General features: G+C 71.8%; 18 protein-coding genes. 8 read left to right on the forward strand and 10 right to left on the reverse strand.

Annotation, left to right across the window (positions count from 1 at the left end; all coding sequences use genetic code 11):
- Positions 1 to 89: 89 nt before the first annotated feature.
- Together BN1555_RS15590 and BN1555_RS15595 are read right to left on the reverse strand one after the other, a co-directional pair.
- On the reverse strand, positions 90 to 950 hold the full coding sequence (locus BN1555_RS15590) for an ABC transporter permease (protein WP_093799954.1): 861 nt from the start codon (positions 948 to 950) through the stop codon (positions 90 to 92).
- Complete coding sequence (locus tag BN1555_RS15595) at positions 947 to 1975, reverse strand: ATP-binding cassette domain-containing protein (protein WP_093799955.1); 1029 nt, start codon at positions 1973 to 1975, stop codon at positions 947 to 949. Before BN1555_RS15595 ends, BN1555_RS15590 begins: the two co-directional genes overlap by 4 nt.
- A gap of 218 nt (positions 1976 to 2193) precedes the next feature.
- On the opposite strand from BN1555_RS15595, the gene BN1555_RS15600 reads away from it, so the two are divergent.
- Together BN1555_RS15600 and BN1555_RS15605 are read left to right on the forward strand one after the other, a co-directional pair.
- A complete protein-coding gene (locus tag BN1555_RS15600; protein WP_093799956.1) occupies positions 2194 to 2445 on the forward strand; it encodes a DUF2630 family protein in 252 nt (83 codons plus the stop codon).
- A gap of 148 nt (positions 2446 to 2593) precedes the next feature.
- Positions 2594 to 4600 (forward strand): FUSC family protein, encoded by a 2007-nt coding sequence (locus tag BN1555_RS15605; protein WP_093799957.1) that lies wholly within the window; start codon positions 2594 to 2596, stop codon positions 4598 to 4600.
- A gap of 512 nt (positions 4601 to 5112) precedes the next feature.
- On the opposite strand, the gene BN1555_RS15610 is transcribed toward BN1555_RS15605, so the two are convergent.
- Together BN1555_RS15610 and BN1555_RS15615 are read right to left on the reverse strand one after the other, a co-directional pair.
- On the reverse strand, positions 5113 to 5331 hold the full coding sequence (locus BN1555_RS15610; protein ID WP_093799958.1) for a hypothetical protein: 219 nt from the start codon (positions 5329 to 5331) through the stop codon (positions 5113 to 5115).
- A gap of 20 nt (positions 5332 to 5351) precedes the next feature.
- Positions 5352 to 5756 (reverse strand): RNA-binding S4 domain-containing protein, encoded by a 405-nt coding sequence (locus tag BN1555_RS15615; RefSeq protein WP_093803424.1) that lies wholly within the window; start codon positions 5754 to 5756, stop codon positions 5352 to 5354.
- A gap of 192 nt (positions 5757 to 5948) precedes the next feature.
- Here BN1555_RS15615 and BN1555_RS15620 point away from each other — a divergent pair, with 192 nt between their 5' ends.
- On the forward strand, positions 5949 to 7433 hold the full coding sequence (locus tag BN1555_RS15620; RefSeq protein WP_093799959.1) for an APC family permease: 1485 nt from the start codon (positions 5949 to 5951) through the stop codon (positions 7431 to 7433).
- Between the two features lie 58 nt (positions 7434 to 7491).
- Positions 7492 to 8481 (forward strand): hypothetical protein, encoded by a 990-nt coding sequence (locus BN1555_RS15625; protein ID WP_093799960.1) that lies wholly within the window; start codon positions 7492 to 7494, stop codon positions 8479 to 8481.
- Positions 8482 to 8523: 42 nt separating this feature from the next.
- Here the strand turns inward: BN1555_RS15625 and BN1555_RS15630 are convergent, their stop codons facing one another.
- On the reverse strand, positions 8524 to 10581 hold the full coding sequence (locus BN1555_RS15630; RefSeq protein ID WP_093799961.1) for a PhoX family protein: 2058 nt from the start codon (positions 10579 to 10581) through the stop codon (positions 8524 to 8526).
- A 429-nt stretch (positions 10582 to 11010) separates the two neighbouring features.
- Between BN1555_RS15630 and BN1555_RS15635 the strand changes: the two genes are divergently transcribed.
- The 3 genes from BN1555_RS15635 (at position 11011) to BN1555_RS15645 (ending at position 17112) form a co-directional block, all read left to right on the forward strand.
- A complete protein-coding gene (locus tag BN1555_RS15635; protein ID WP_093799962.1) occupies positions 11011 to 12969 on the forward strand; it encodes a VWA domain-containing protein in 1959 nt (652 codons plus the stop codon).
- A 109-nt stretch (positions 12970 to 13078) separates the two neighbouring features.
- Positions 13079 to 14686, forward strand: coding sequence for a methionine--tRNA ligase (metG, locus tag BN1555_RS15640; protein ID WP_093799963.1), 1608 nt, complete (start codon positions 13079 to 13081; stop codon positions 14684 to 14686).
- A 305-nt stretch (positions 14687 to 14991) separates the two neighbouring features.
- A complete protein-coding gene (locus BN1555_RS15645; protein ID WP_093799964.1) occupies positions 14992 to 17112 on the forward strand; it encodes a hypothetical protein in 2121 nt (706 codons plus the stop codon).
- 95 nt (positions 17113 to 17207) lie between these two features.
- Here the strand turns inward: BN1555_RS15645 and BN1555_RS15650 are convergent, their stop codons facing one another.
- Positions 17208 to 18038, reverse strand: coding sequence for a hypothetical protein (locus BN1555_RS15650; RefSeq protein ID WP_093799965.1), 831 nt, complete (start codon positions 18036 to 18038; stop codon positions 17208 to 17210).
- A gap of 153 nt (positions 18039 to 18191) precedes the next feature.
- Positions 18192 to 19958, reverse strand: coding sequence for an aspartate--tRNA ligase (gene aspS / locus BN1555_RS15655; RefSeq protein WP_093799966.1), 1767 nt, complete (start codon positions 19956 to 19958; stop codon positions 18192 to 18194).
- 127 nt (positions 19959 to 20085) lie between these two features.
- Here aspS and BN1555_RS15660 point away from each other — a divergent pair, with 127 nt between their 5' ends.
- Positions 20086 to 22206, forward strand: a complete 2121-nt coding sequence (locus BN1555_RS15660; protein ID WP_093799967.1) for an ATP-binding SpoIIE family protein phosphatase — start codon at positions 20086 to 20088, stop codon at positions 22204 to 22206.
- Between the two features lie 227 nt (positions 22207 to 22433).
- Here the strand turns inward: BN1555_RS15660 and BN1555_RS15665 are convergent, their stop codons facing one another.
- The 3 genes from BN1555_RS15665 to BN1555_RS15675 form a co-directional block, all read right to left on the reverse strand.
- Positions 22434 to 23531 (reverse strand): AI-2E family transporter, encoded by a 1098-nt coding sequence (locus BN1555_RS15665; RefSeq protein ID WP_093799968.1) that lies wholly within the window; start codon positions 23529 to 23531, stop codon positions 22434 to 22436.
- Between the two features lie 95 nt (positions 23532 to 23626).
- A complete protein-coding gene (locus tag BN1555_RS15670) occupies positions 23627 to 24586 on the reverse strand; it encodes a pirin family protein (protein ID WP_093799969.1) in 960 nt (319 codons plus the stop codon).
- 112 nt (positions 24587 to 24698) lie between these two features.
- Positions 24699 to 25160, reverse strand: coding sequence for an SseB family protein (locus BN1555_RS15675; RefSeq protein WP_093799970.1), 462 nt, complete (start codon positions 25158 to 25160; stop codon positions 24699 to 24701).
- Between the last annotated feature and the right edge of the window lie 117 nt (positions 25161 to 25277).

Below are 25277 nucleotides of genomic sequence, written 5' to 3' on the forward strand. Positions count from 1 at the left end.
CGGCTGTCGACTGCCTTCACGATCTGTCAGGTGAACGTCTCGGGGAGTGATCGGGTTCCCGGATGGCAAAGCAGGAGTAAAGCAGGCCGTCACTTGCGGTTGTAGAGCCGCATCGTGACCGTGCCGAAGACGACCAGCAGCACCGCTGACCAGCCGAGCGTCCAGCCGATGTCGGCGGCCGGCCAGTTGCCCGCCATCAGTTCGCGCACCGCCGTGGCCACGTGGGTCACCGGGCTGTTGTTCACGAACGCCTGGAGCCAGCCCGGCATCGTCTTCGGGTCGACGAAGACATTGCTCAGGAACGTCAGCGGGAAGATCACCATCATGCTGACGCCCATCACCGACTTCTCGGTGCGCAGGAACAGGCCGAACATCGTCCAGATCCACGAGAACGCGAACGCGAAGACCATCAGCAGCGCCACACCGGCCACGACGCCGAGCACCCCGCCGTGCGGGCGGTAGCCGATGATCAGGCCGACCGTCAGCATCACGACGGACGCGATCAGGTAGCGGATCACGTCGCCGAGCAGGTAGCCGACCATCGGCGCCGGGCGCCAGATCGGCAGCGTACGGAAGCGGTCGAAGACGCCCTTGGTGATGTCGGTGTTGACGGAGACGCCCGTGTACATGGTGATCATGACGATGCTCATGGTCAGGATGCCGGGCAGCAGGAACTGGATGTACTCCGCGACCGACCCGGCCAGCGCCCCTCCGAAGAGGTACGTGTACATCAGCACCATCATGATCGGGAACGCCGTCACGTCGAAGAGCTGTTCCGGCACGTGCTTGATCTTGAGCATGGCGCGCCAGCCGAAGGTGAGGGACGCGGAGAGCGCGCTCGGGCGCGGCGGCCGGTCCCTGCTCACGAGGAGCGCGGCCAGTTCCTCGGCCTTCGGCGCTTCGAAGGCGAGTGCGTCGAGGCTCTTGTCCTTGGTCGCGACGGTGCTCATGCCGTGACTCCTGTCGTCGTGTCGTCCGTCGTGGCGTCCGTCGTGCCGCTCTTCTTGTCGCCGTCGGTCAGGGCCAGGAAGACCTCGTCGAGGCTGGGCTGGCCGAGCGCGAAGTTGTCCACGGTGATGCCCGCCGCGGTGAGCTCCGACAGCGCCCGCGCGGCCTGCTCCGCCGCGCCGAGGTCGCTCGTCCGCCCGTTGACCGTCGCCGTCAGGGCGACCGGGTCCGCGTCCAGCTGTACGGCGGTGCCCAGCGCCCGCGTCAGCACCCGCTCGGCCTCGGGGCGCTGCGCCGGGTCGCGCAGCCGCAGGTGCACGGAACCGGAGCCGACCGACGCCTTGAGCTCGCCCTTCGTGCCCTCGGCGATGACCTTGCCGCGGTCGATCACGGCGATGCGGGACGCCAGGTGGTCGGCCTCGTCCAGGTACTGCGTGGTCAGCAGCACCGTCGTGCCCTGCGTCACGACCGCCCGCACGATGTCCCACACCTGGTTGCGGCTGCGCGGGTCGAGGCCGGTCGTCGGCTCGTCGAGGAAGAGCAGGTCGGGTGTGTTGAGGATGCTCGCGGCGATGTCGATACGGCGCCGCATGCCGCCGGAGTAGTTCTTGACCTGGCGTCCGGCCGCCTCCGCGAGCCCGAACGCCTCCAGGAGCTGGGCCGACCTGGCGCGTGCGGCGGGCTTGGAGTGGCCGAGCAGCCGGCCGAGGAGCACCAGGTTCTCCGTACCGGTCAGGTCCTCGTCGACCGACGCGTACTGACCGGTGAGGCTCACCCTCCCGCGCACCGCGTCGGCTTCCCGCACCACGTCCTTGCCGAAGACGTGCGCCACGCCGCCGTCCGGGCGCAGCAGGGTCGCGAGCATCTTCACCGCGGTGGTCTTGCCGGCGCCGTTGGGCCCGAGGACGCCGTACACGGTGCCGGTCGGCACAGCGAGGTCGATGCCGTCGACAGCCCGGTTCTCACCGAACACTTTGACCAGGCCCGCCGTCTCGATGGCGAGTTCCGGGCCGGGGTGTCCACTCATGTCTTCCGCCCCTCCGAGGGGTCGTCGGAACCTCTTTCCCAGTGTTGACCGGCCCGGTCCCGCAAAGTAATCGTTCTTTGGTCCTACGGCTCATTTCCCCGCCCCGCCCGCCGTGCGCGGCGCACTGGAGCTGCACGGCGGCTGGAGGTGTGCTGGGGTGGGGGTGGGGTAGTGGAGTGGTCCGGGCGATCCGACCGATCCGACGGAGGCGAGCCGCCATGGAAGACGCCAACCAGAAAATTCTCGACACCATCAACAGTCTGGTCGGCGAGGAGCGCGAGCTGCGTGAGCGCTCCACCCGGAAACTGGGTCTCGACGACACCGAGCGCACCCGGCTGAAGGCTGTGGAGGTCCAGCTCGACCAGTGCTGGGACCTGCTGCGCCAGCGCCGCGCGAAGTCCGAATTCGGTGAGGATCCGGGTGAGGCGAAGGTGCGGCCGGCGGTCGAGGTCGAGAACTACAAGAACTGAACCGGCAGGAATCCACGGAAATCCACAGGAAGTGGACGTACGAGCGTGAGGGATGCCCCGCTCCGAAAGTTGTCCACAGGCTGTGGACAGTGATACTGCTCCGAGTCGCTGACGTGCGCGAGGAGTTCGACTTCGATCTGTTGAGGGCATGGCTGAGCAGAGAGCAGGGGGCCGGCTGACGCCGCCCGAGTGGCTGACGCAAGGGCTGCGGCCGCAGCGGGCACCGGTCCCGTGGGCCGCCGCCGTCCGGGCCGGGATCACGATGGCCGCGCCGCTCGCCGTCGGGTTCGCCGTCGACCGGCCGGCGTACGGGGCGCTCGTGTCGATGGGCGCGCTGTCCGGCGTCATCGGCGACACCGCCGACGCGTACCGGATGCGTCTGCTCAACATCGCCGTCCCGCAGCTCTTCGGCGCGGTCGGCGTCACCCTCGGCACGCTCGTGTACGGGCAGGGGTGGCTCGCCGTCGGAGCCCTGACGCTGGTCGCGCTCGTGTCGGGGATGATCTCGTCGATCGGCGCGGTCGCCTCCGTGTCCGGCCTGCTGCTCCTGCTCCAGGCCGTCGTCGGAGCCGGACTGCCCATGCCGGACCCCTGGTGGACGGCGCCGCTGCTGTTCACCCTGGGCGGCCTCTTCGTCCTCGTACTGACACTGGTCGCCTGGCCGCTGCGGGGCGGGGTGCCGGAGCGGGGCGCGGTCGCGGACACGTACCGGGCGGCCGCCGACCTGCTGGAGGCGGCGGGCCGGGACCCGGACACGTACGACGCCAGGCGCCAGGCCGTCACCCAGTCCCTGAACACGGCGTACGACCTGGTCCTGGCCCGGCGGGCCCGCGACCACGGCCGCCGGAGTCCGCTCGTACGGCTGCTCGCGCAGCTCAACGTCGTCGTACCGCTCGTCGAGTCGGCGCCCGTCGCACACCTGCGGCGGCGGCCGCTCCCACCCGAGATCCCGGCCGCCGTACGAGGGCTGGCGGACGCGGTCGCGGACGGGCGCGCGGGGGTGGGAGCGGGTCCGGGTGCGGGGGCGGGGGCGGGGGGAGTGGAGCTGCATCTGCCCGCTCCCACCTCGCCGTCCGGGCGCGCCGTCGACCACGCGCTGCGGCACGCGGCGGCCGTCGTCCTCGGCGCCGGACCCGACGCGGCCGGCATCGCCAATGTCGACGACCGGCTCGGCCGCCCCGCCGCCCTCGGCGTACGGATCCGCCGCGCCACCCGCAACGTCCTGCTCTCCCGCGCCTCCTGGCACTACGGCCTGCGGCTCGCCCTGTGCATCGGACTGGCGCAGGCGCTCGTCTCGCTCATCTCCGTGCCGCGCTCCTACTGGGTCGCGCTGACCGTGGTGTTCGTACTGAAGCCGGACTTCGGGTCGGTCTTCTCGCGGGCCGTGCAGCGGGCGTTCGGGACGGCGCTCGGCCTGGTGGTCGCCGCCGCGGTCCTGGCGGAGCTGGAGCGGGGGTGGTGGGACGTACCGGTGATGGTGGTGCTGGCCGCGCTCATCCCGGTCTTCACGGCGAAGGGGTACGCGTTCCAGACGGCGGCGATCACGCCGGTCATCCTGCTGCTGTCGGACGTGCTGAACCACCAGGGGTTCGGGCTGGTCCTGCCGCGCCTGTACGACAGCCTCCTCGGCTGCGCGATCTCGCTGCTGGCCGGGTACCTGCTGTGGCCGGAGAGCTGGAGCACGCGGGTGGGCGCGCGGCTCGCGGACACGGTCGCGGACACGGCGGGCTACGTGGAGTGCGCGTTCGGCCCGTCGGACCCCCAGGGCGAGCGGCTGCGGCAGCTGCTGCGCCGCCGTCTCTACCGGGACCTGTCGGTCGTGCGCTCCGAATTCCAGCGCGCCCTGACCGAACCGCCGCCGACCGGGGCGCGGGCGGCGGCCTGGTGGCCGCTGGTGGTCGCGACCGAGCGGATCGTGGACGCGACGACGGCGGCCCGGGTCCGCGTCAACCACGGGGCGCAGCCGCCGGACGAGTCTGAAGTGGCGGAAGTGGCGCAAGAGTTGCGTGAGCTGGCGGAGGGGTTGCGGACGAGCGACACGCTGGTGGAGGTACGGACGGACCTCCCCGGTGACGACGAGAGCGTCCTCGCCCCGCTGCGGCAGGAGGTGGCGGCGGCACGGGCGGTGGCTTCACCGGTGACTCCACGGGGGTGACGCCGGCGGCGGATGCGGGGCGGGGGCTTCTGGGGGGCCCTGCGCGGTGCGGGGCTTCGGGGTCGGTGCCGTGCCGGGGCGTCTCCTCGGGTGCCGAACGTTCGGGCACCGGGATCCGCTTCGGGGTGGCTGCGTTCGACACCCTGCGGGGAGCGCCCCGACACGTCCCCTCCCGCCACCGTTACACGCGACACGGGGGCTTCTGAGGCGCGGCGGGTGCGGGGCTTCGGGGTCGGTGCCGTGCCGGGGCGTCTCCTCGGGTGCCGAACGTTCGGGCACCGGGATCCGCTTCGGGGTGGCTGCGTTCGACACCCTGCGGGGAGCGCCCCGACACGTCCCCTCCCGCCACCGTTACAGGGGAGGCGGGGGCGGAAATCCAGCCCGTCGGGGGCCCCGGACGAAGTCTGGGGGAGATCGAGGACATGCCCGGAGGGCCTCGGGTCTGGGGGCTTGCCCCGGGTTCGGGAAGGGGCGGGGTGGGGGAAAGCCCCGCGCAGCGGTACCGCGCCGCGTTAGAACAGGGGCAGCTGGCCGGGGAACGGTGGCAGTTCGTAGCCGTCCAGGGTGCGCTGCGACGCCGCGGGAGGAGCCGTGCGCTTCGAACCGGCGCACAGGGTCAGCTCGGCGGTGGCGGCCCGGGTGCGCGGGTCGTGGCGTACGAAGCGGCCCGCGACGACGGCGACCTCACGGCCACAGAACGGGCACGGGCGGCGCGGGGAAGTCGACGACATGGCCCTCACTCTGCCAGCCGTCAGCCGGCCGTCGGCTTCGGCCCCTGGAGCCGCTCCATCTCGCGCCGGTCGCGCTTCGTCGGCCGGCCCGCGCCCCGGTCCCGCACCGCCACCGGCGCGACGAACTCGCGGGGCGGGGGCGGCGGGCTGTTGTCGACGTAGCACTCGGCCGCCGCGGGGGCGCCCACGCGCTTGCGGATGACCCGCGAGACGACCACGATCCGCTCCCGGCCGGCGTGGAACAACCGCACCTCGTCGCCCGCCTTCAGCGCGTGCGCCGGCTTGACCCGCTCGCCGCCGACGCGGACATGGCCCGCCTTGCAGGCCGCCGCCGCCTGGGAGCGGGTCTTGGTGAGCCGTACGGACCAGATCCAGACGTCGATCCGTACGGTCCCGGCGCTGGTCGTCCCCTCGTCTGAAGCCATGGATCCGAGGGTACGACCGCCCGGCTGCTCCCCGCGCGCGAAGCGCACTACTATGCGCACGGTCTCCCGTCCGGAAGGGGCACCTCCGGACTGGGACAACATCTCTGACTTGTCGCCAAATGTCGTGTCACACAAGAGGAACAGAGCATTCCAATTGTGTTCGGCACACTTCCGGAAGCAGTTGAGAACAGCATGAGCCACACCTCCGGCAGAGGACTCCAGCCCAACGCCCTCGGCACCTTCGAAACGATCGTGATGGCCGTCGCGGGCAGCGCCCCCGCCTACTCCCTCGCCGCCACCACCGCTGTCCTCGTCGGCGCCGTCGGCCTCGCAAGCCCTGCCGCGCTGCTCTACTGCGCGATCCCCATGCTCGGCATCGTCCTGGCCTTCGGCCGCCTCGGCCGCATCGACGTGAACGCGGGCGCCACCTACTCCTGGGTGGGCCGCACCCTGCACCCCTTCCTCGGCTTCATCAGCGGCTGGGCGCTCGTCGTCGCCGCCACGATCTTCATGGTCGCCGGATCGCTTCCCGCAGGTCAGATGACCCTTTCCCTCTTCGACCCGGACCTCGCGTCGAACACCGCGCTCGCCACCGCCGCCGGCGCCGGCTGGTTCCTGCTGATGCTCGCCGTCGTACTCGGCGGCGCCCGCCTCTCCGCCCGCGCCCAGCTCCTGGTCTCCGGCGTCGAGCTCGCGATCCTCGCCCTCTTCGTGCTCGGCGCGCTCCTCCACAACGGCGCGGCGGCCGCCTTCGACTGGTCCTGGCTCGGCTTCGGCCACTTCGACGGCTTCACCGGCTTCGCCGCGGGCACCCTGATCGCCGCCTTCTACTACTGGGGCTGGGACGTCACCAGCAACCTCAGCGAGGAGACCCGCGACAGCCGCCGCACCGCCGGGCTGGCCTCGCTGGTGGGCGTGGGCGTCGTCTTCCTGCTGTTCGTGGTCTTCACGATCGCCGTCAACGTCATCCTGACGAGCGAGCAGATCTCCGCCCACGACACCAACGTCCTCGCGGTCCTCGGCGAGGTGATCTGGCCGGGCGCGGGCGGCAAGCTGATGGTCCTGGCCGTCGTGCTCTCCACCATCGCCACCCTCGAAACCACCCTGATCCAGGTCACGCGCTCGCTCTTCGCGATGGGCCGCGACCGTACGATGCCGGCCGCGCTCGGCGTCGTGCACCGCCGCTGGAACACCCCGTGGGTCGCGGTCGCCGTCGTCGGCACGGTCGCGCTCGTCCTCTTCGTCGCCTCGAACGCGCTCGGCTCGACCGAGAAGATCATGTCGGACGCGCTCGCCGCGATCGGTCTCCAGACGACGCTGTACTACGGGCTCGCGGGGCTCGCCGCCGTCGTCGCCTACCGCAAGACGCTGCTGGCCTCCCCGAAGGACTTCGTCCTCGGCGGGGCCTGGCCGCTGCTCGGCTCGCTGTTCATGTTCTGCGTCTTCGCGGCCTCGCTCACCGAGCTCAGCGCGGCGGCGATCGCGATCGGCCTCGGCGGGCTGGCCGTCGGCGTCGTCCCGATGCTCTGGTACTGGCGGCAGGGCAGCGCGTACTACACCCCCGCGCGGCTCGACGCCACCCGCGCCATCCCGATCGAAGCGGTGCACGTCGGTTCCGGAACGGAGCGCGGGGGCCGCCGGGACCACGTCGACGCCGGATTCCCCACCGACTTCTGACCCCGGCCCCGTGACCACGGATTTCCGACCGCCGACTCTCTGACCAGGAGGTGCTCCGATGGCCGTACGCCGCCGCCGTTCCGGATCCGGTTCCGGTCGCGCGCCCGACTTCGACCCGGACTTCGGCGACCGGCCGCTGACCGCGGCCCGGCAGGACATCGTGATCGGCCGCTGGCAGGGCGTACGCGACCTGCTGCGCGCCACGGGCGAGAACTGGCCCCTGCGCACCCACCGGCTGCGACTGCTCGCGAACGCGGCCGCGAGCAGCTCCGTGGTGGAGACGTGGCGGGCGGCCGAGCCGGACACCCCGGACGCCGCGGTGCTGCGGGCCGCGACCGAGGTCGTACGGGTCTTCAACCAGGCCATCGCGGCGGGACGCGGCACCGAGATCGACCGCGCCCGTATCGACGTCGCCGTCATGACCTGCCTGAGCGCGGCCGACGCACGCCCCGCCGATCCGATGCCCTGGGTCTCGCTGCTGACCGTGGCGCGGCTGTACGGCGACGGGGTCGGCCGGGCGGAGCTGCGCGAATGGTGGGAGGAGCTGCGGCGCCGCGACCCGTACAACATCGAGGGCCATGTGCAGCTGCTGCGCTACCACTCGGCGCGCTGGCACGGCACGCACGGCCGGATGTACGACTTCGCCCGCGACGCGGCGGGCGCGGCGCCCGCCGGGTCGCCGCTGCCGGTGCTGGTGCAGATCGCGCGGGTGGAGGAGTACCGGTACGTCGCGGCGGCGGCCGGGGGCCGTCCGGTGCGCGGCTTCGACCAGCACTGGCACCACGAACTGGCCGTGACGGAGGTACGCCGGACCCAGGAGCGGTGGCTGGGCGGGCGGCCGCCCGGACCCGTGGCCCCGGAGGAGGTCGGCGAGCTGAACTACCTCGCGCACGCGGCCTGTTGGGCGGGCCTGCCGGACGAGGCGCGGGAGGCCTTCGCGCTGCTGGACGGCCGCGCGGCGCGGGTGCCGTGGGCGTACACGGGGGACGCGGCGGAGCAGTACACGAGGTGGCGCGACCAGGTGGGCGCGGAACGCCGAAGGGGCTGAAGCCCGCCGTCACCGGCACGCTCCAGCCCCTTCGGCGTACGGCTACACGCCGATGTCGCGGCCGTCCTTGCGGTAGACCGCCACGACCGACGGGCGGACGATCCTGCCGGGGCCGTCGGGCCAGACCGACGCCGGCTTCTCGACGCTCGCGCCGTCGACCTCGCCCGGGTGCTGGACCGCGACGAGCACGCGGCGGTCCTGGATGACCGGACCGCAGGTCTCCGCGCCCTTCGGGACGGTCAGGAACTGCTTCAGCTCACCGCGCCGCTCGCCGCGCGTCGCCACGCCGAACAGGCCGTCGTGGGAGCCGAGCTGGTTGCCGTCCGTGGACAGCCACAGGTTGCCGTGCGGGTCGAAGGCCACGTTGTCCGGGCAGGAGATCGGACTGACCTTGTCCTTCGGGAAGCCCGCGAAGTACGTCGCCGGGTCGTCCGGGTCGCCCGCGACCAGGAAGAGCCGCCAGGCGAAACCGTCCGACGCCGGGTCGTCCCAGTGCTCGGCGAGCTCCAGGACCTGGCCGTGCTTGTTGAGGTTGCGCGGGTTGGCCTCGTCGGCGCCCGCCTTGCCGGGCTTGCCCCGGTCGGTGTTGTTCGTCAGGGCGACGTACACGCGGCCGGTGCGGGGGCTCGGCTCGACGTCCTCGGGGCGGTCCATCTTGGTCGCGCCGACCTTGTCGCCCGCGAGGCGCGTGAAGACGTACACCTCTTCGGCCGTCATGCCGGGGACGTGCGAGGTGGTGCCGGTGGCGAGCGGGATCCAGACGCCGCTGCCGTCGAACTCGCCGTCATCGGGGAGCTTGCCCGTGCCGTCGACCTCGCCGGGGGAGTCGCCGGTGATCTTGGCGACGTACAGCGTGCCCTCGTCGAGAAGGGTGAGGTTGTGCTCGCGGGCGGCCCGCGAGTTGCCCTTCTTCATCCGCTTGGACGAGACGAACTTGTAGAAGTAGTCGAAGCGCTCGTCGTCGCCCATGTAGACGACCGGGCGGCCGTCGGCGGTCAGGCGGGGCTGCGCGGCCTCGTGCTTGAAGCGGCCGAGCGCGGTGCGCTTGCGGGGCGTCGAGTCGGGGTCGTACGGGTCGAGCTCGACGACCCAGCCCTGGCGGTGGGACTCGTTCGGCTCCTGCTTGACGTCGAAGCGCTTGTCGAAGAGCTCCCACTTGCGCTCGGTGGCGCCGGACCCGATGCCGTAGCGCTTGTCGGTGGCGCTGGAGCCGTTGGCGAAGTACTGGTTGAAGTTCTCCTCGCCGTGCAGGGTCGTGCCCCACGGGGTGGTGCCGCCGGCGCAGTTGTTGAGCGTGCCGAGGACCTTCCTGCCGGTCGGGTCGGCGGACGTCTTCAGGAGCGCGCTGCCGGCGGCGGGGCCGGTCAGCTCGAAGACGGAGGTGGTGTGGAGGCGGCGGTTGAGGTGGTGGCGGGTGACCGGCGTGAGCCTGCCGGACTTGCGCTCCTCCTGGACCACGACGACGGACAGGCCGTGGGCGGCCCAGGCGGTCTCGACCTGCTCGCGGGTGGGCTTGGCCGGGTCGTACCCCTTGAACATCAGGATCTCGTCCGTGTACTCGTGGTTGGCGACGAGTACCTGGCGGCCGTGCTCACCGGGGAGGGGGAGCAGGGAGAGGAAGTCGTTGTTGTAGCCGAACTGACCGGCCTGCGCCTTGGCGGACTGCTTGTCCGGGTCGAAGGCGGGGGCGCCGCGGAGGATGGGCTCGCCCCAGCGGATGACGACGTTCTGGGCGTAGCCGTCGGGGATCGTGACGGCGTCGGCGGTGTTGGGCGCGACGGGCGCGAAGCGCAGTCCGCGGGCGCCGTCGCTCCTGCCCTTGCCGGCCTGGGGCTTCTGGCGGCCTTCCGCCGCCACGGCCTGCGGGGCGGCGGGCCCGGTGAGGGCCGAGGCTCCGGCGGCGGTGGCCACGGTCACCACGGCGGCGGCGCGCATCATCGACCGTCTCGACAGAGCACCGGCTATGACGTCACCGGCGTACTCGTTGTCGCTGGTGTTCGGGACCTCCTGGAAGCAGGCGTCTCCGCAGCGGTAGCGACAGGTCAGCGCGGAGCGCCCACCCGAGTGCGGCGAGTTGAGCAGCGGCAGCAGATTGCGCACGGACCCCTCCAAATAGGCTGTACGGGCTGTGTTTCGGCGCGCCCTGCGCCGACATCGTGTTCGTGTCGGAATGTCTCCGGCCGTGACGTTAGGGGCGTGCGCGCGCGTTCCGGCGGCTGTGGGGTGAACGCCAGGTGAATGCGTGACGGCCGTGTGGGAGTTGGCGTGGCGGCGAGGACGCGTACGGAGTAAGGGGCGCGGGGGCGGCCGCCGGGGCGGTCCGGAGGGTCGCACCGGGCACCGGTGTTCGCCGGCGCGAGCCGCGTGCGCCCGGAACGCGCCCGGAACGCGCCCGGAACCAAAACGGCACGGCTGACCCTCCCGAAGATCAACGGGCGGGGCCGCTAACCTTACGTGTCCGCCCTGGCCAGGGTTGATCCCACGGGTGCGGACGTGCATCGCACCCAACTCATGCGAAAGGCCTCGCCCATGGGCATTCGGAGCTTGCTGCGCAAGGTGTTCGGACGCGATCGAGCGGAGAGCAACGAGCAGCCGCCGGCACGGGAGACCTCGACGGCAGCTTCCGTTCCGTCCCAGGCCGAACGTGAGCCGGACCCGGCCTCCGCGCCGGAACCGGAAACCGCGTCCGCCGAGGTCAGGGAGACGGTGGCCTCAGTGCCCGCCCCGTCGCAGGCCACGGCCCAGGAGGACGAAACGGCGGCGGAGAAGCCGGCCGGGAAGCCGGCGGCGCCGGGCATCGCATCGGACCTGGTGGCGGCGGCCTTCGACAACCCGCCCGCGTCCCGCACGACGACTCCCCCGCCGGCTCCGAACGTCCCGGCCCAGTCCACCCCGGCCGACCCGGCCCCCGCGTCCCCCTCGGCCCCGGTCACGGTTCCCTCACAGCCCACCGAGCCCGAGGCGAACGCGGCCGTTCCCGAGCCGGCCGCGGCAGAAGCCCCCGCCGAGCCCGCCGCCGACGAGGCCGCCAGGGCCGACGACGACCTACCGGCGACGACGACGGCCACCGAGCCCTCCGAGGAGACCGCGCCCGACGCCGAGCCGGAAACCACCCGCGAGCCGGCAGCCGACCCGGAGCCGGTCGCCGCCGAGCCCGAGGCCGTCCCGGCAGCCGAGCCCGTCGCGGCCACCGCCACTCCGGATCCCGAGCCCGCCGCCACGGAGCCCGCCCCGGCCGCCGAGCCCGAGGCCGTCCCGGCAGCCGAGCCCGTCGCGGCCACCGCCACTCCGGATCCCGAGCCCGCCGCCACGGAGCCCGCCCCAGCCGCCGAGCCCGAGCCCGAGCCGGTTGCGGAGCCCGCCCCGGCCGCCGAGGCCGAGCCGGCGCTCACTCCGGCCGTCACCGCCGCCCCCGAACCGGAAACGGTCACCGAACCCGAGCCGCTCGCCGCCGACGCCGCACCCGCACCGGTCACCGAGCCGGAGACCGAGACCCCGGCCGACACCGAGGACACCTCGCCCGAGCCGACCGCCACGAAGCCGGTCACCGCCGAGCCCGAGGCCGAGCCGGCCGCAGAACCCGCAGCGGCAGCCGACACCGCCCCGGAGCCCGAGCCCGCCCCGGCCACCGAGGCCGAGCCCGAGCCGGTTGCGGAGCCCGCCCCGGCCGCCGAGGCCGAGCCGGCGCTCACTCCGGCCGTCACCGCCGCCCCCGAACCGGAAACGGTCACCGAACCCGAGCCGCTCGCCGCCGACGGGGAGCCCCTCGGCCAGAGCGCCGACGACAGCGACGGCGTTGTCGGCGAAGGCGGGGGTTCCGCCCTTTCCCTCGCGGACATCACGTCGCGCGCCCCCGCGCTCGCCGCCCACTACCGGGCCGCCGGGGCCGCGCTCGACGCCGAGCAGCTCGCCGGGGCTCGGGCGGACGTGTACCTGGTGCTCGACCGGTCCGGGTCCATGCGGTCGTTCTACAAGGACGGCAGCGCCCAGCACCTCGCCGACCGGACCCTCGCCCTCGCCGCGCACCTCGACGGCGACGCCGCCGTACACGTCGTGTTCTTCTCGACCGACATCGACGGGACCGTCGACGTGAGCCTCGGTGCGTACGAGGGCCGTGTGGACGAGGCGCACGCCGCCATCGGGCACATGGGGCGTACGAGCTACCACCGCGCCGTCGAGGAGGTCGTCGCGCACCACGAGAAGTCCGGCAGCGGCCGCCCCGCCCTGGTCGTCTTCCAGACGGACGGTCCCCCCGACGCCAAGGGACCCGCCAAGCAGGCCCTGGCCGACGCCGCCGGAAAGTCCCTCTTCTGGCAGTTCGTCGCGTTCGGCGAGCACGACGCCAAGGGCTTCGACTTCCTCCGGAAGCTCGACGTCCCCAACGCCGCGTTCTTCCACGCGGGCCCGGCCCCGCGCGCGGTCGCGGACGCCGAGCTGTACACACAGCTGGTCCAGGGGCTGAAGGGCCTGAAGGACCTCAAGGGCTAGACCACCGGGACGGTGACGGCGAGACCCCGCAAGGACGGGGCACCGCCGTCACCGTCCCGCCGTTTTATGCGTGTGAGTGGATCTCCCGTGGGCCGTTAGGATTTCGACCATGGCGGCCACTGGATCCGAGAAGCAGGGGGCGAAGGCGTTCTACGTCACGACCCCGATTTACTACGTCAACGACGCTCCTCACCTGGGCCACGCCTACACGACCGTTGCAGGTGACGTGCTCACGCGCTGGCACCGTCAGCGCGGCGAGAAGGTGTGGTACCTCACCGGCACGGACGAGCACGGTCAGAAGATCATGCGCACTGCCGAGGCGAACGGGGTCTCGCCCCAGGAGTGGTGCGACAAGCTCGTCGAAGAGGCCTGGAAGCCCCTCTGGGAGCACCTGGACATCGCGAACGACGACTTCATCCGCACGACGGAGAAGCGGCACACCGACCGTGTGCAGGAGTTCGTGCAGGACCTGTACGACAAGGGCGAGATCTACAAGGGCGGGTACGAAGGCCCGTACTGCGTGGGCTGCGAGGAGTACAAGCTCCCGGGCGATCTCATCGAGGCCGAGGACGGCACGAAGCTGTGTCCGGTCCACAAGAAGCCGGTGGAGATCCTCAAGGAGGAGAACTACTTCTTCAAACTCAGCGAGTACGGCCCGAAGCTGCTGGAGTTCTACGGGGCCAACCCCGGCTTCATCCAGCCCGAGTCGGCCCGCAACGAGGTCCTGAACTTCGTGCGGCAGGGCCTCCAGGACCTCTCCATCTCGCGCTCGACGTTCGACTGGGGCATCCCGGTCCCGTGGGACGAGAAGCACGTCATCTACGTGTGGGTCGACGCTCTCCTCAACTACGCCACCGCCGTCGGTTACGGCGCGGACCAGGCGAAGTTCGACACGACGTTCCCGGCCGACGTCCACCTGGTCGGCAAGGACATCCTGCGCTTCCACGCGATCATCTGGCCCGCGATGCTGATGGCGCAGGGCCTGCCGGTCCCGGGCCGGGTCGCGGCCAACGGCTGGCTGATGGTCGGCGGCGAGAAGATGTCGAAGTCGAACCTGACCGGCATCAAGCCGCAGGACCTGACCTCGCACTTCGGCGTGGACGCCTACCGCTGGTATTTCCTGCGGGCGATCGCCTTCGGCCAGGACGGGTCGTTCTCCTGGGAGGACTTCAGCGCCCGCTACACGAGCGAGCTCGCGAACGACTTCGGCAACCTCGCCTCGCGCGTGGCCGCGATGGTCGGCAAGTACTTCGGCGGCACGCTGCCGGAGGCGACGGCGGCCGGTGACGCGGAGACGGCGGTCCGGGGCGGTCTCGCGAAGGCGGTCGCCGAGGCCGACCGGAAGATCGGCGAGGAGCTGGACTTCCAGGGCGGCATCCTGGCGATCTTCGACTTCGTGAAGCAGGTCAACGGCTACATCACGGAGCAGGAGCCGTGGAAGGTGGCCAAGGACGAGTCGCCCCAGGGCAGGGCCCGCCTCGCGACGATCCTCTACACGGCCGCCGAGTCGCTGCGCGCGATGGCCGTCCTGCTGAACCCGGTCATGCCCGAGACCTCGCAGAAGCTGTGGGACTCCCTGGGCGCGGAGGCGGCCCTGGGCGCCCTCGACGGCCGGCCGGTCCAGGACGCGGCCACGTGGGGGCAGCTCCCGGCCGGCGTGACGGTGACGAAGGGCGCGGTGCTGTTCCCCCGCCTGGAGGAGCCGAAGAAGGACTGAACACCAGCAGTACCGTACGGCGCACGAGGGGGCAGGGCCCGGAGATCACCACCGGGCCCTGCCCCTTCGTCGGCCGCCCCCCGCCGCGGCCGGTCCTTGACGGGGAGGCAGGCCCGGAAGGCCGGTCATATGTCCGCTTGAGGTGATTATTGTCTCGACCGATTGGTGCGGAGGCGGTACGCGTCATACGGTCAGCGGTCGACCTTCCTCGTCATCCCCCATTCCGCCCTTCAGGTGCGAGAAGGCCGGCCGCCCCCCAACGGTTTCCCCCATTCGATCGTTCCTCCCTGCCAGGAGCCCCACCCGTGCCCTCTACCGGACTCCCCCGCCGCCGCCGCGTCGTGCAGCTCTCCGCGCTGCTCGCGATGCTCGCGGCATTCGCAGCTCAGCTCGTCGGCGCGTTGCTGGCCCAGGTGCCGGTGTTCGTCGCCGCCTCCGCCGCGGGTCTCGCGCTCGACCTGTACCTCCAGTACAAGCGCCCCTCCCTGCTCTCGAAGCTGAACCGAATACGCTTCGACGTCACCGTCCGGCAGCTGCTGCGCGACATGCTGATCCTGGTCGGCCTGCTGCGCATCGACGACATCCAGCCGCTGCGTGAGCACTCCCCCCTCACCATCGCGCTGCTGTTCTTCTACGCGCTGCACTTCGTCTGCCAGGCGGTGGCGCTGATGGTCCGGCGCGTCCGCACGCTGCCCATCGTCACCCGCAACATCGACGCCTCGGCGCTGCGCCCCTCCACCGCTCCCCCGCGGATCCTGGCCCGCCGCCCCGGCCACCGGCTGCTCACCTTCTCCGTGCCCGCCACCGCCGGCCTGCTGGTCACCGCGGTCACCGGGGACGTGTACGGCGGCGCCGCCGGCATCGGCGTCTCCCTCGCCCTGATGGCCGCCGGCACCGTCCGCCTGGCCACCTGGCTGCTGCCGAAGAAGCGCCCCGCCACCCAGCAGGAGACGCTGGAGTGGCTGGACGCCTGGCTGGCGGAGTACCGGCCGACCGTGGCGATGTACTTCTCCGGCGGCACCACCTCGGCGTACCAGGCGAACATGTGGCTCTCCACGCTCTCCGAGCTGGACGGCAAGCCGCTGATCGTGCTGCGCGAGCGCTTCATGGTGCAGAAGATCCAGGCCACGGACGTGCCGATCATCTGCATCCCCAGGGTCGCGCACATGTTCGCGCTGGAGAACTCGACGCTGAAGATGATGCTGCACCCGGCGAACTCCGGTAAGACCTCGCAGGTGCTGCGCATCCCCTCCATCAAGCACGCCTTCACCAACCACGGCGAGAGCGACAAGCTGTCCAGCTGCAACCCGTACGCCAAGGCGTACGACGAGGTGTGGGTGGCCGGCCCGGCGGCGCGCGAGCGCTACCAGCTCGCCGAGACCGGCGTCGACGACAAGGACGTGGTGGAGGTGGGCCGCCCGCAGCTGGCCCCGATCCTGCCCTACACGGGCGCTCCCGAGGGCACGTACACGACCGTGCTGTACGCCCCCACCTGGGAGGGCTGGGACGGCAACCCCGGCAACACCTCGGTCGTCCTGGCCGGCGAGAACCTCGTCCGCGCGCTCCTGGAGGACGACCGCGTACGGCTGCTCTACAAGCCGCACCCGATGACCGGCTCCGTCGACCCGGAGGCCGGGGCCGCCGACAAGCGCATCCGCGCGATGATCGCCGAGGCCAACGCCGGGCGCTCCGGCCCCCGCCCCGGTCCCGAGGCCGCCGCCGAACTCGACCGCCGCACCGCCGAACTCGACCGGCTCACCAGCACCGGCTTCCGGACCGGTGTGGACGAGCTGGAGCGGATGCTGCTGCAGGGCTCGCCCGAGGAGGGCCGCGCGGCGGCCGTCGCGGCGGCCGCCGCGGCCTGGGAGGCGGCCTACTGGGCGTCCTTCCCCGAGTGGGAGCACCGGATCGTCGTCACCGCGCGCCCCGGCATCTACAGCTGCTTCAACCAGGCCGACCTGCTGATCAGCGATGTGTCGAGCGTCGTCTCGGACTACCTGCACAGCGAGAAGCCGTACGCCGTGGCCAACACCAGCGGCATGACGGAGACCGAGTTCCGGGCCGGCTTCCCGACCGTGCGGGCCGCCGCCGTCCTCTCCCCGGACGCGTCCGGCGTCCCGGAGCTCCTGGAGTCCGTGCGCCGTCCGGAGAAGGACCCGTACAAGGAGGCCCGCGCCGAGCTGAAGGAGCACCTCCTCGGCCCGTCCGACCCGCCCTCCCTGGTCCGCTTCAACGCGGCCGCCCTGGCCCTGTGCGCCAAGGCCGACGACCGCCGCGCCCGCATGACGACCCGCCTCGCCGCGGAAGTCCCGGCCCAGCGCACGGCCGGGTTCGACGACACCTCCGAGGCGCTCGACTCCGACCCGGCCGGCTCCGAGGCGCTCGACTCCGACCCGGCCGGCTCCGAGGAGCCGGTCGGCGCCTGACGGCACCGCGGAAGCCGGCCGGCCCCCTCCCGGCCCGGCCCCGTCCTTCGCCCCGCCGGTCACCCGACCGGCGGGGCGAAGTGCTGTGCGTCCGCTCAGTCGCGCAGCGACGCCGCGTCGCCCATCACCACCACCGGGTTCTTCGCCGGGTCGATCGTGCGCAGGAGGTGCTTCATCACGTCCTTCCGCAGGGACACGCAGCCCTGCGTCGGGCCGTCGTGGTCCACGTGGAGCCAGATGCCGCCGCCCCGGGCCGCGCCGAGGGGGCGGGACCGGTCCAGCGGGGTGGTGCCGGGCTCGCGGTTGTAGTCGATGGCGATGACGTAGTCGAAGGAGCCCGCGAGCGGCTCGCCCCGTGAGCCCGTGCCGCGGGCGGTGAAGGCGGGACCCTCGTCGTACGGCAGCTTCGCGCCCGGATCGGGGAGCAGGCCGCCCGCGTCCGTCAGGGTGAAGACGCCGATCGGGGAGCGCAGGTCGTCGCGCATGTGCTTGCCGGTCCAGCCGCGCAGGCCGTTGTGGGTGGGCCAGGAGGGGCCGGGGCGCCAGGGGGCGCCGGGGCGGTCGCGCTCGTAGAGGACCGCCGTGCCCCGGTTCTCGTCGCGGCCCTCTCCGGTGACGACGAGTGCCTGGCGGGTGCGGCCGGGGACCCGGGCGAGGGTCTTGGGGCCCAGGCCCGGGAGCCGGAGCAGCGGGCGCTTCTCCGGCGACGCGGGCCGGTCCGGCGCGCCCTTGCCCGTCTTGCCGCCGGACACCTCGTGCGCCGGTGCGCCGGGCCGTGCGGTGCCTTGCGGCGTCCCGGTGGTGGGGGCGGTGGAACCCGTACTGGCGCTCGTGCCGCTCGTGCTCGTACCGCAGCCCGCCGCCAGGAATGCGGCTGCCGCCAGCAGCGCGGTCAGCGGCGCCATGATCCGGTTCCGGCGCTTCATTTCGTCCCTTTCGTCGTCGTGCTGCCGAACGGACCGCCTCGACGCGTTCCGCGGAGAGGCCGGCCCCACAGGCCCTCGCTTCCAGGAAGCATCCGCGACATGGAAGAAGGGGCCCGGAACCGATCGATTCCGAACCCCTTCAACCTAAACGCACTACTTGTCGGAAACCGGCTTCCGCAACTGAATGTTGAGCTCCCGCAGACGGGCCTCGTCCAGCGTCGTCGGCGCGCCCATCATCAGGTCCTGGGCGTTCTGGTTGAGCGGGAACGCGATCGTCTCGCGGATGTTCGGCTCGTCGGCGAGCAGCATCACGATGCGGTCGATGCCCGGGGCGATGCCGCCGTGCGGCGGGGCGCCGAACTGGAAGGCACGGAGCATGCCCGCGAACTCGCGCTCGACGGTCTCCTTCGAGTAACCGGCGATCTCGAACGCCTTGAACATGACGTCGGGCTCGTGGTTGCGGATCGCGCCGGAGGACAGCTCGACGCCGTTGCAGACGATGTCGTACTGCCAGCCCAGGATGTCCAGCGGGTCCTGGGTCTCCAGGGCCTCGATACCGCCCTGCGGCATCGAGAAGGGGTTGTGCGAGAAGTCGATCCTGCCGGTCTCCTCGTCCTTCTCGTACATCGGGAAGTCGACGATCCAGCAGAACCGGAAGACGCCCTCCTCGAAGTGGCCGGCGCGCTTGGCGGCCTCGACCCGGACCGCCGACATGATCTTGGAGACCTCGTCGAACTCGCCCGCGCCGAAGAAGACCGCGTGGCCGGGGGCCAGCGACAGGCGCTCGGTGAGGACCTTGACGTTCTCCTCGGTGAGGAACTTGGCGATCGGGCCGCTCAGCGAACCGTCCTCGCCGACGCGCACCCAGGCCAGGCCCTTCGCGCCGTGCTCGACGGCGTAGTCGCCGAGGCCGTCGAAGAACTTCCGGGACTGGCCCGCCGTGTCCGGCACCGGCAGCGCGCGGACGTGCTTCCCGGCGAACGCCTTGAACTCCGAGCCGGCGAAGACGTCCGAGATGTCGACGAGCTCCAGCTTGGCGCGCAGGTCCGGCTTGTCGTTGCCGTACTTCAGCATCGACTCGCGGAACGGGATCCGCGGGAAGGGCGACGTGACGTGGCGGCCGCCTCCGAACTCCTCGAAGAGCTCGGTCATCAGCTTCTCGATCGGCTGGAAGACGTCCTCCTGCTCGACGAAGCTCATCTCGACGTCGAGCTGGTAGAACTCGCCCGGCGAGCGGTCGGCGCGGGCGTCCTCGTCGCGGAAGCACGGCGCGATCTGGAAGTAGCGGTCGAATCCCGAGATCATCAGCAGCTGCTTGAACTGCTGCGGAGCCTGCGGGAGGGCGTAGAACTTGCCCGGGTTCAGGCGGGAGGGGACCACGAAGTCGCGGGCGCCCTCGGGAGACGTCGCCGTCAGGATCGGGGTCGCCATCTCGTTGAAGCCGAGCGCCGTCATCTTGTGGCGGACGGCCGAGATGACGGCCGTACGCAGCATGATGTTGCGGTGCATGCGCTCGCGGCGCAGGTCGAGGAAGCGGTACTCCAGACGGCGCTCCTCGCCCACCCCGTCGTCGGTGTTGATCTGGAACGGCAGCTGCTGCGACGCGCCCAGCAGCTCGACCCCGGAGACCTCGACCTCGATCTCGCCGGTGGGCAGCTCCGGGTTGACGTTGTCGGCGCCGCGCGAGACGACCCGGCCGTCGACGCGGACGACCGACTCCTTGTTGAGCTTGTCGAGGGCGTCGTACGCCGGGGTGCCGGGGCGGGCGACGAGCTGCGTGATGCCGTAGTGGTCGCGCAGATCGATGAAGAGGATGCCGCCCAGGTCTCGACGATTGTGCAGCCAGCCGCTCAGCCGGACGTCGGTGCCGACGTCAGAGGCGCGGAGCTCGCCGCAGGTGTGGGACCTGTACCGATGCATCGTCGTTCATCCAGCCTTCGGGATTCGGGGTTGTCACAAGACACTCCAGGTTACCGCCCGGCGTCTCTCCTTTTTCTGGCCCGTGCTCCGCACGGCCGGTCCGGCTCCGACCTGTAAAGATGAAGCAATGCGTACCGAGGACATCCTGGCCGCCATCGCGACCGGCCTGTGGCACTGGGACAACGCATCCGGAGTCGTCACGCTCGACGCGGAAGCCGCCCGGCTCCTCGGCCTGCCCGCCGAGTCCGTGGTGCTTCCCGAGGCCGCCGTGCGCTCCCGCTTCCACCCCGCCGACTGGAACGAGATCAACGGGGTCGTGAGCCTCGCGGCCGCCGAGGGCACCCTCGCCGAGGCCCGGCTCCGGATCATGGATGTGGAGGGGCGGATGCTCAGGACCGTGCGCAGCCGCTCCAAGCCGGTCTCCGCCAACGGCGACTACCAACTCTTCGGCACCCTCCAGGAGGTCGCCGAGCCGCAGCCGGGCGAGGCCGCGCACTCCCCGGTCACCGGCGACTGGCGCCGCTCCCGCGAGGCGTTCCTGCTGGACGCGGGGCGGGCGCTCGCGGAGGCGCGGTCCACGTCCGAGGTGCTGCGGGTCGCCGCGTCCCTGTCGATGCCCGGCTTCTCACCGGACAGCCTCGCCGTCTTCGGCTCCTCGGGCAGCCGCATCACGGTCCTGGGGCACCACGGATACGGCCCCGTCGACGAGCTCCCGTTCGCCGACATGCTGCTGGACACGGACCATCCGGCGTCCGAGGTCGTACGGACCGGCCGGGCCATCTACCTCTCGTCCCCCGAGGAGTACAGCCACCGCTATCCCGCCGGCCGCCCCCTCGCCCGCACCCCCTCCCGCCGCTCCTGGGCCTTCCTGCCGCTGACGGTGGCCGGCCGCACCATGGGCTCCTGGATGGCGGGCTTCGCGCACCCCGTCGCGTTCACCCCCGACGAGCGCTCCGTGCTGACGACGGTCGCCCGGATGCTCGCCCAGGCGCTGGAGCGGGCCTCGGTGGCCGAGAGCGAGCGCGAACTGTCGCTGGGCCTCCAGCGGTCGATGATGCCGACGCTGGGCCCGGAGATCCCCGGCATGACGGTGGCGGCGCGGTACGTGCCGACCGGCGGGGGCCTCCAGGTCGGCGGCGACTGGTACGACATGATCCCGCTGCCCAACGGGCGAATAGCGCTGGTCATCGGCGACGTACAGGGACACGACGTGCGGGCGGCCGGACTGATGGGCCAGCTGCGGATCGCCCTGCGCGCGTACGCCTCCGAGGGACACCGTCCGGACGCGGTCCTCTCCCGCGCCTCCCGCTTCCTGCACGGGCTGCATGATTTCCCGGGGGCCGACACCTACGACCCCGGCGACTACTCCAGCCCGCGCTTCGCGACCTGCCTCTACATCGAGGCCGACCCCACCACCGGCTTCCTCGACATCGCCCGCGCGGGCCACCCCGAACCGGCGGTGCGCCTGAGCGACGGGACGGTGCTGGTCCGGCCGACCGCCGGCGGGCTCCCCCTGGGCATCGTCCCGGACACGGACTACCCGACGACGCGCCTGGTCCTCGAACCGGGCGAGACGATCATGATCTGTACGGACGGCCTCATCGAGACCGGCGGCCACGACCTGGACACCGGCTGGGCCAGGCTCCGCCAGATCATGGAGGAGCACACCGGCGACAGCCTGGAGAAGCTCGCCGACGCCCTCGTCGCCGCCGTGCACGGCCCCGCCTCGCACTACACCACGGGCCCGCTCGTGGACCGCCGCGAGGACGACATCGCGCTGCTGCTGCTGTGCCGCGAGGGCGACGGCCGCGGCCCCGGCTCCCCGGTGGGCCCGCACGCCCCGGTCCGGCGTACGGCGCTGTCCGTGGCCCAGGCCGAGCCGGAGCGGATCGCCGCCGCCCGGCAGCAGCTGCGGGACCTGCTGCACGACTGGGCGGACGCGGAGCAGCTCGACTCGGCCGTGCTGATGGTCTCGGAGATGGTCACCAACGTCCTGGTGCACACGGACGGCGACGCCCTGCTGGTCGCCGAGGCGACGGGCGAGCCCGGCGCGCGGCGGCTGAGGGTCGAGGTGGCGGACTCCAGCGACGAACTGCCGCACAAGCGGCGCCCGGGGGAGATGGCGTCCAGCGGACGCGGACTGATCCTGATGGAGATGCTCGCGGACACCTGGGGGGTGGACCCGAGGGGTGAGGGCAAGTGCATCTGGTTCGAGCTCTACGAGGACGGCGCTCCGCAGAGCCATTAGAGCGGCCCGCGCTCCCGCGACGCCTGCCACGGTGGCGGGAGGGGACGTGCCGGGGCGCTCCCCGCAGGGCGTCGAACGCAGCCACCCCGAAGCAGATCCCGGTGCCCGAACGTTCGGCACCCGAGGGGACGCCCCGACACGGCACCGACCTCCACTGGAGCAGATGCTCGCCGGCTTCGAGCCGGTGACCGGGAACGCCGTCCCCCCGCAGGCCGTGTGAGAGCACGCTAGAGTCCGGCGCCGGGCGCGCCCCTGCCCGGCGCGGCCCTCGCGCTCTCGTGCTCGTGATGCTCGTGACGCCTGCGCAGCTCTCCGATCACCCCGAAGACGGCCGCCGTCAGCGGCACGGCGAGAAGCATCCCGAGGATGCCCGCGACGGACGCCCCGGCGGTGATCGCCAGCATCACCAGAGCCGGGTGCATCTGCACGGTCCGGCTCTGGATCACTGGCTGGAGGACGTGCCCTTCCAGCATCTGTACGGCCAGTACGACCCCCAGCGCCCACAGCGCGATCACGAACCCCCGGTCCGCGAGCGCGACGAGCACCGCGACCGCGCCGGAGATGAAGGCGCCGAGGTAGGGGATGTACGCGCCGACGAAGACCAGCGCGCCGAGGCCGACCGCGCCGGGCACCTCCAGGACCAGCAGCCCGACGGTGATGAGGACCGCGTCGATCAGCGCGATGAACGTCGTACCGCGCATGAAGCCCTCGACGGCCTCGAAGGCGCGGCGGCCCATCGCTTCGACGGCGTCGCCGGTCGAGCCGGGGGAGAGGGCCCGCAGGGTCCCGGCGGCCCGGTCCGAGTCCCGGAGGAAGAAGAAGATCAGCAGCAGGGCCAGGACGGCGACCGCGGCCATCTCCCCGACGACGCTGAGCCCGGTGATCACCCCGGACGCCGCGGTCCCGCCGAACCTGCCGAGCAGTCCCCTGGCGTTCTGGGCCACGTCGTCCAGGGAGGTCCCGGCCGCCCCGAAGTGCCGGGACAGGTCCCGGGCCGCCTGCCGGAGCGAGCCGAGGATCTGGTCACCGGTCCCGACGAGCGCGTTGACGACGATGTACGAGGCGCCGCCGACGACGGCGACCACCGCGACACAGGTGAGCAGGGCGGCGAGCGACCGGTTCAGCCGCATCTTGACGAGCCGCCGGTGCAGGGGCCCGAGCAGCGCGGTTCCTAGGAGGGCGAGCAGGACGGGGGTGACGGCGGTCCTGAAGGTGACGCACAGCCAGACCCCCACCGCGGCGACCCCGGTGACGAGCAGCGCGACGACACACCAGGCGGCGACCCGGTGCGCGGACTCGGGGAGGAGCGGCTGAGTCGGCTGCACGGTGCCAGCGGATCACGGGCGGCGCGGGGCGGCCCGTCGGCGGGGCCCGCCCGGGTGACGGACCGCGGTCCGTCACCCGGGCGGAGCCACACCGCTCAGCGCATGCCGTGGACGGCCGGGACGGTGCCGAGGCGGCCCCGCTGGAAGTCCTCGAAGGCCTGCTTCAGCTCTTGCTGCGTGTTCATCACGAACGGCCCGTAGTGCGCCATCGGCTCCCGGATCGGGCGCCCGCCGAGGAGGACGATCTCCAGGTCCGGGGCGTTCGCGTCCTGCTGCTCGTCCGCGCGGACGGTCAGCGAGTCCCCGTCGCCGAAGACCGCGGTCCGGCCCGTGCGGACGGGGCGGCGGTCCGTACCGACGCTGCCGCGGCCGGCCAGGACGTACGCCAGCGCGTTGAAGTCCGCACGCCACGGAAGCGTGATCTCCGCACCCGGCCGCAGCGTCGCGTGGATCATCGTGATCGGCGTGTGCGTGATGCCGGGGCCCTCGTGGCCGTCCAGCTCGCCCGCGATGACACGGAGCAGCGCGCCCCCGTCCGGCGACGTCAGCAGCTGCACCTGGCCGCCGCGGATGTCCTGGTAGCGGGGGGCCATCATCTTGTCGGAGGCGGGCAGGTTGACCCACAGCTGGAGGCCGTGGAACAGGCCGCCCGACATGACCAGCGACTCCGGCGGAGCCTCGATGTGCAGCAGGCCGGACCCGGCGGTCATCCACTGGGTGTCGCCGTTGCGGATCGTGCCGCCGCCGCCGTTGCTGTCCTGGTGGACGAACGTGCCGTCGATCAGGTACGTGACCGTCTCGAAGCCGCGGTGGGGGTGCCAGGGCGTGCCCTTCGGCTCTCCGGCCTCGTACTCCACCTCACCCATCTGGTCCATCATGATGAACGGGTCGAGGTATGTGTAGTCGATGCCGGCGAAGGCACGGCGTACCGGGAAGCCCTCGCCTTCGAAACCGCCCGGAGCGGTCGTGACGGCCAGCACGGGGCGCGACACGGCGTCGCCCGGTGCGACGACCTTCGGCAGGGTCAGCGGGTTCTCAACGGTTACTGCAGGCATGGCGGGCCTCCTTGTACGTCCACTTTAGTTGAACATAGAACTTCTTGCCACCACCAACGAGAAGAGCCCGGGAGGAATTCCTCCCGGGCACCGGCACTCGTCACCACCGCGTCTAGCCGTACATCCGCCGCATGGCGAAGTCGACCATCTGCTCCACCGCCTTCGCGTCGAAGACCATCCGGTGCTCACCCTCCATGTCGAGGACGAAGCCGTACCCGGTCGGCAGCAGGTCGATCACCTCCGCTCCGGTGATCACGAAGTACTTCGACTCCTTGCCGGCGTACTTACGCAGTTCCTTGAGCGAGGTGAACATCGGGATCACCGGCTGCTGGGTGTTGTGCAGCGCGAGGAATCCCGGATTGTCGCCGCGCGGGCAGTAGACCCTCGACGTGGCGAAGATCTGCTGGAAGTCCTCGGCGGAGAGCGATCCGGTGGTGAAGGCGCGCACCGCGTCGGCGAGCGAGGGCGGCGACGGCTCCGGGTAGAGCGGCTGCTCCCCGTAGCCGCCCTGGGGCGGGGGCTGCGGCGGCGCGTACTGCTGCTGTCCACCCTGGTTCTGGTCGTAGCCGTACATGCGCGCAAGCGTATCGAGTCGACGCCTCCGGCCGCTGGCCGCAGTTTGCATTGAGAAGCGTCACAGATGACCCGTTGAGGGGTTGCGCCTTATTACCGACGGGTAGCATCATCGTAG

It is taken from the genome of Streptomyces sp. Wb2n-11 (assembly GCF_001049855.1).
In the GTDB taxonomy this organism is placed as follows: Bacteria; Actinomycetota; Actinomycetes; order Streptomycetales; family Streptomycetaceae; genus Streptomyces; species Streptomyces altiplanensis.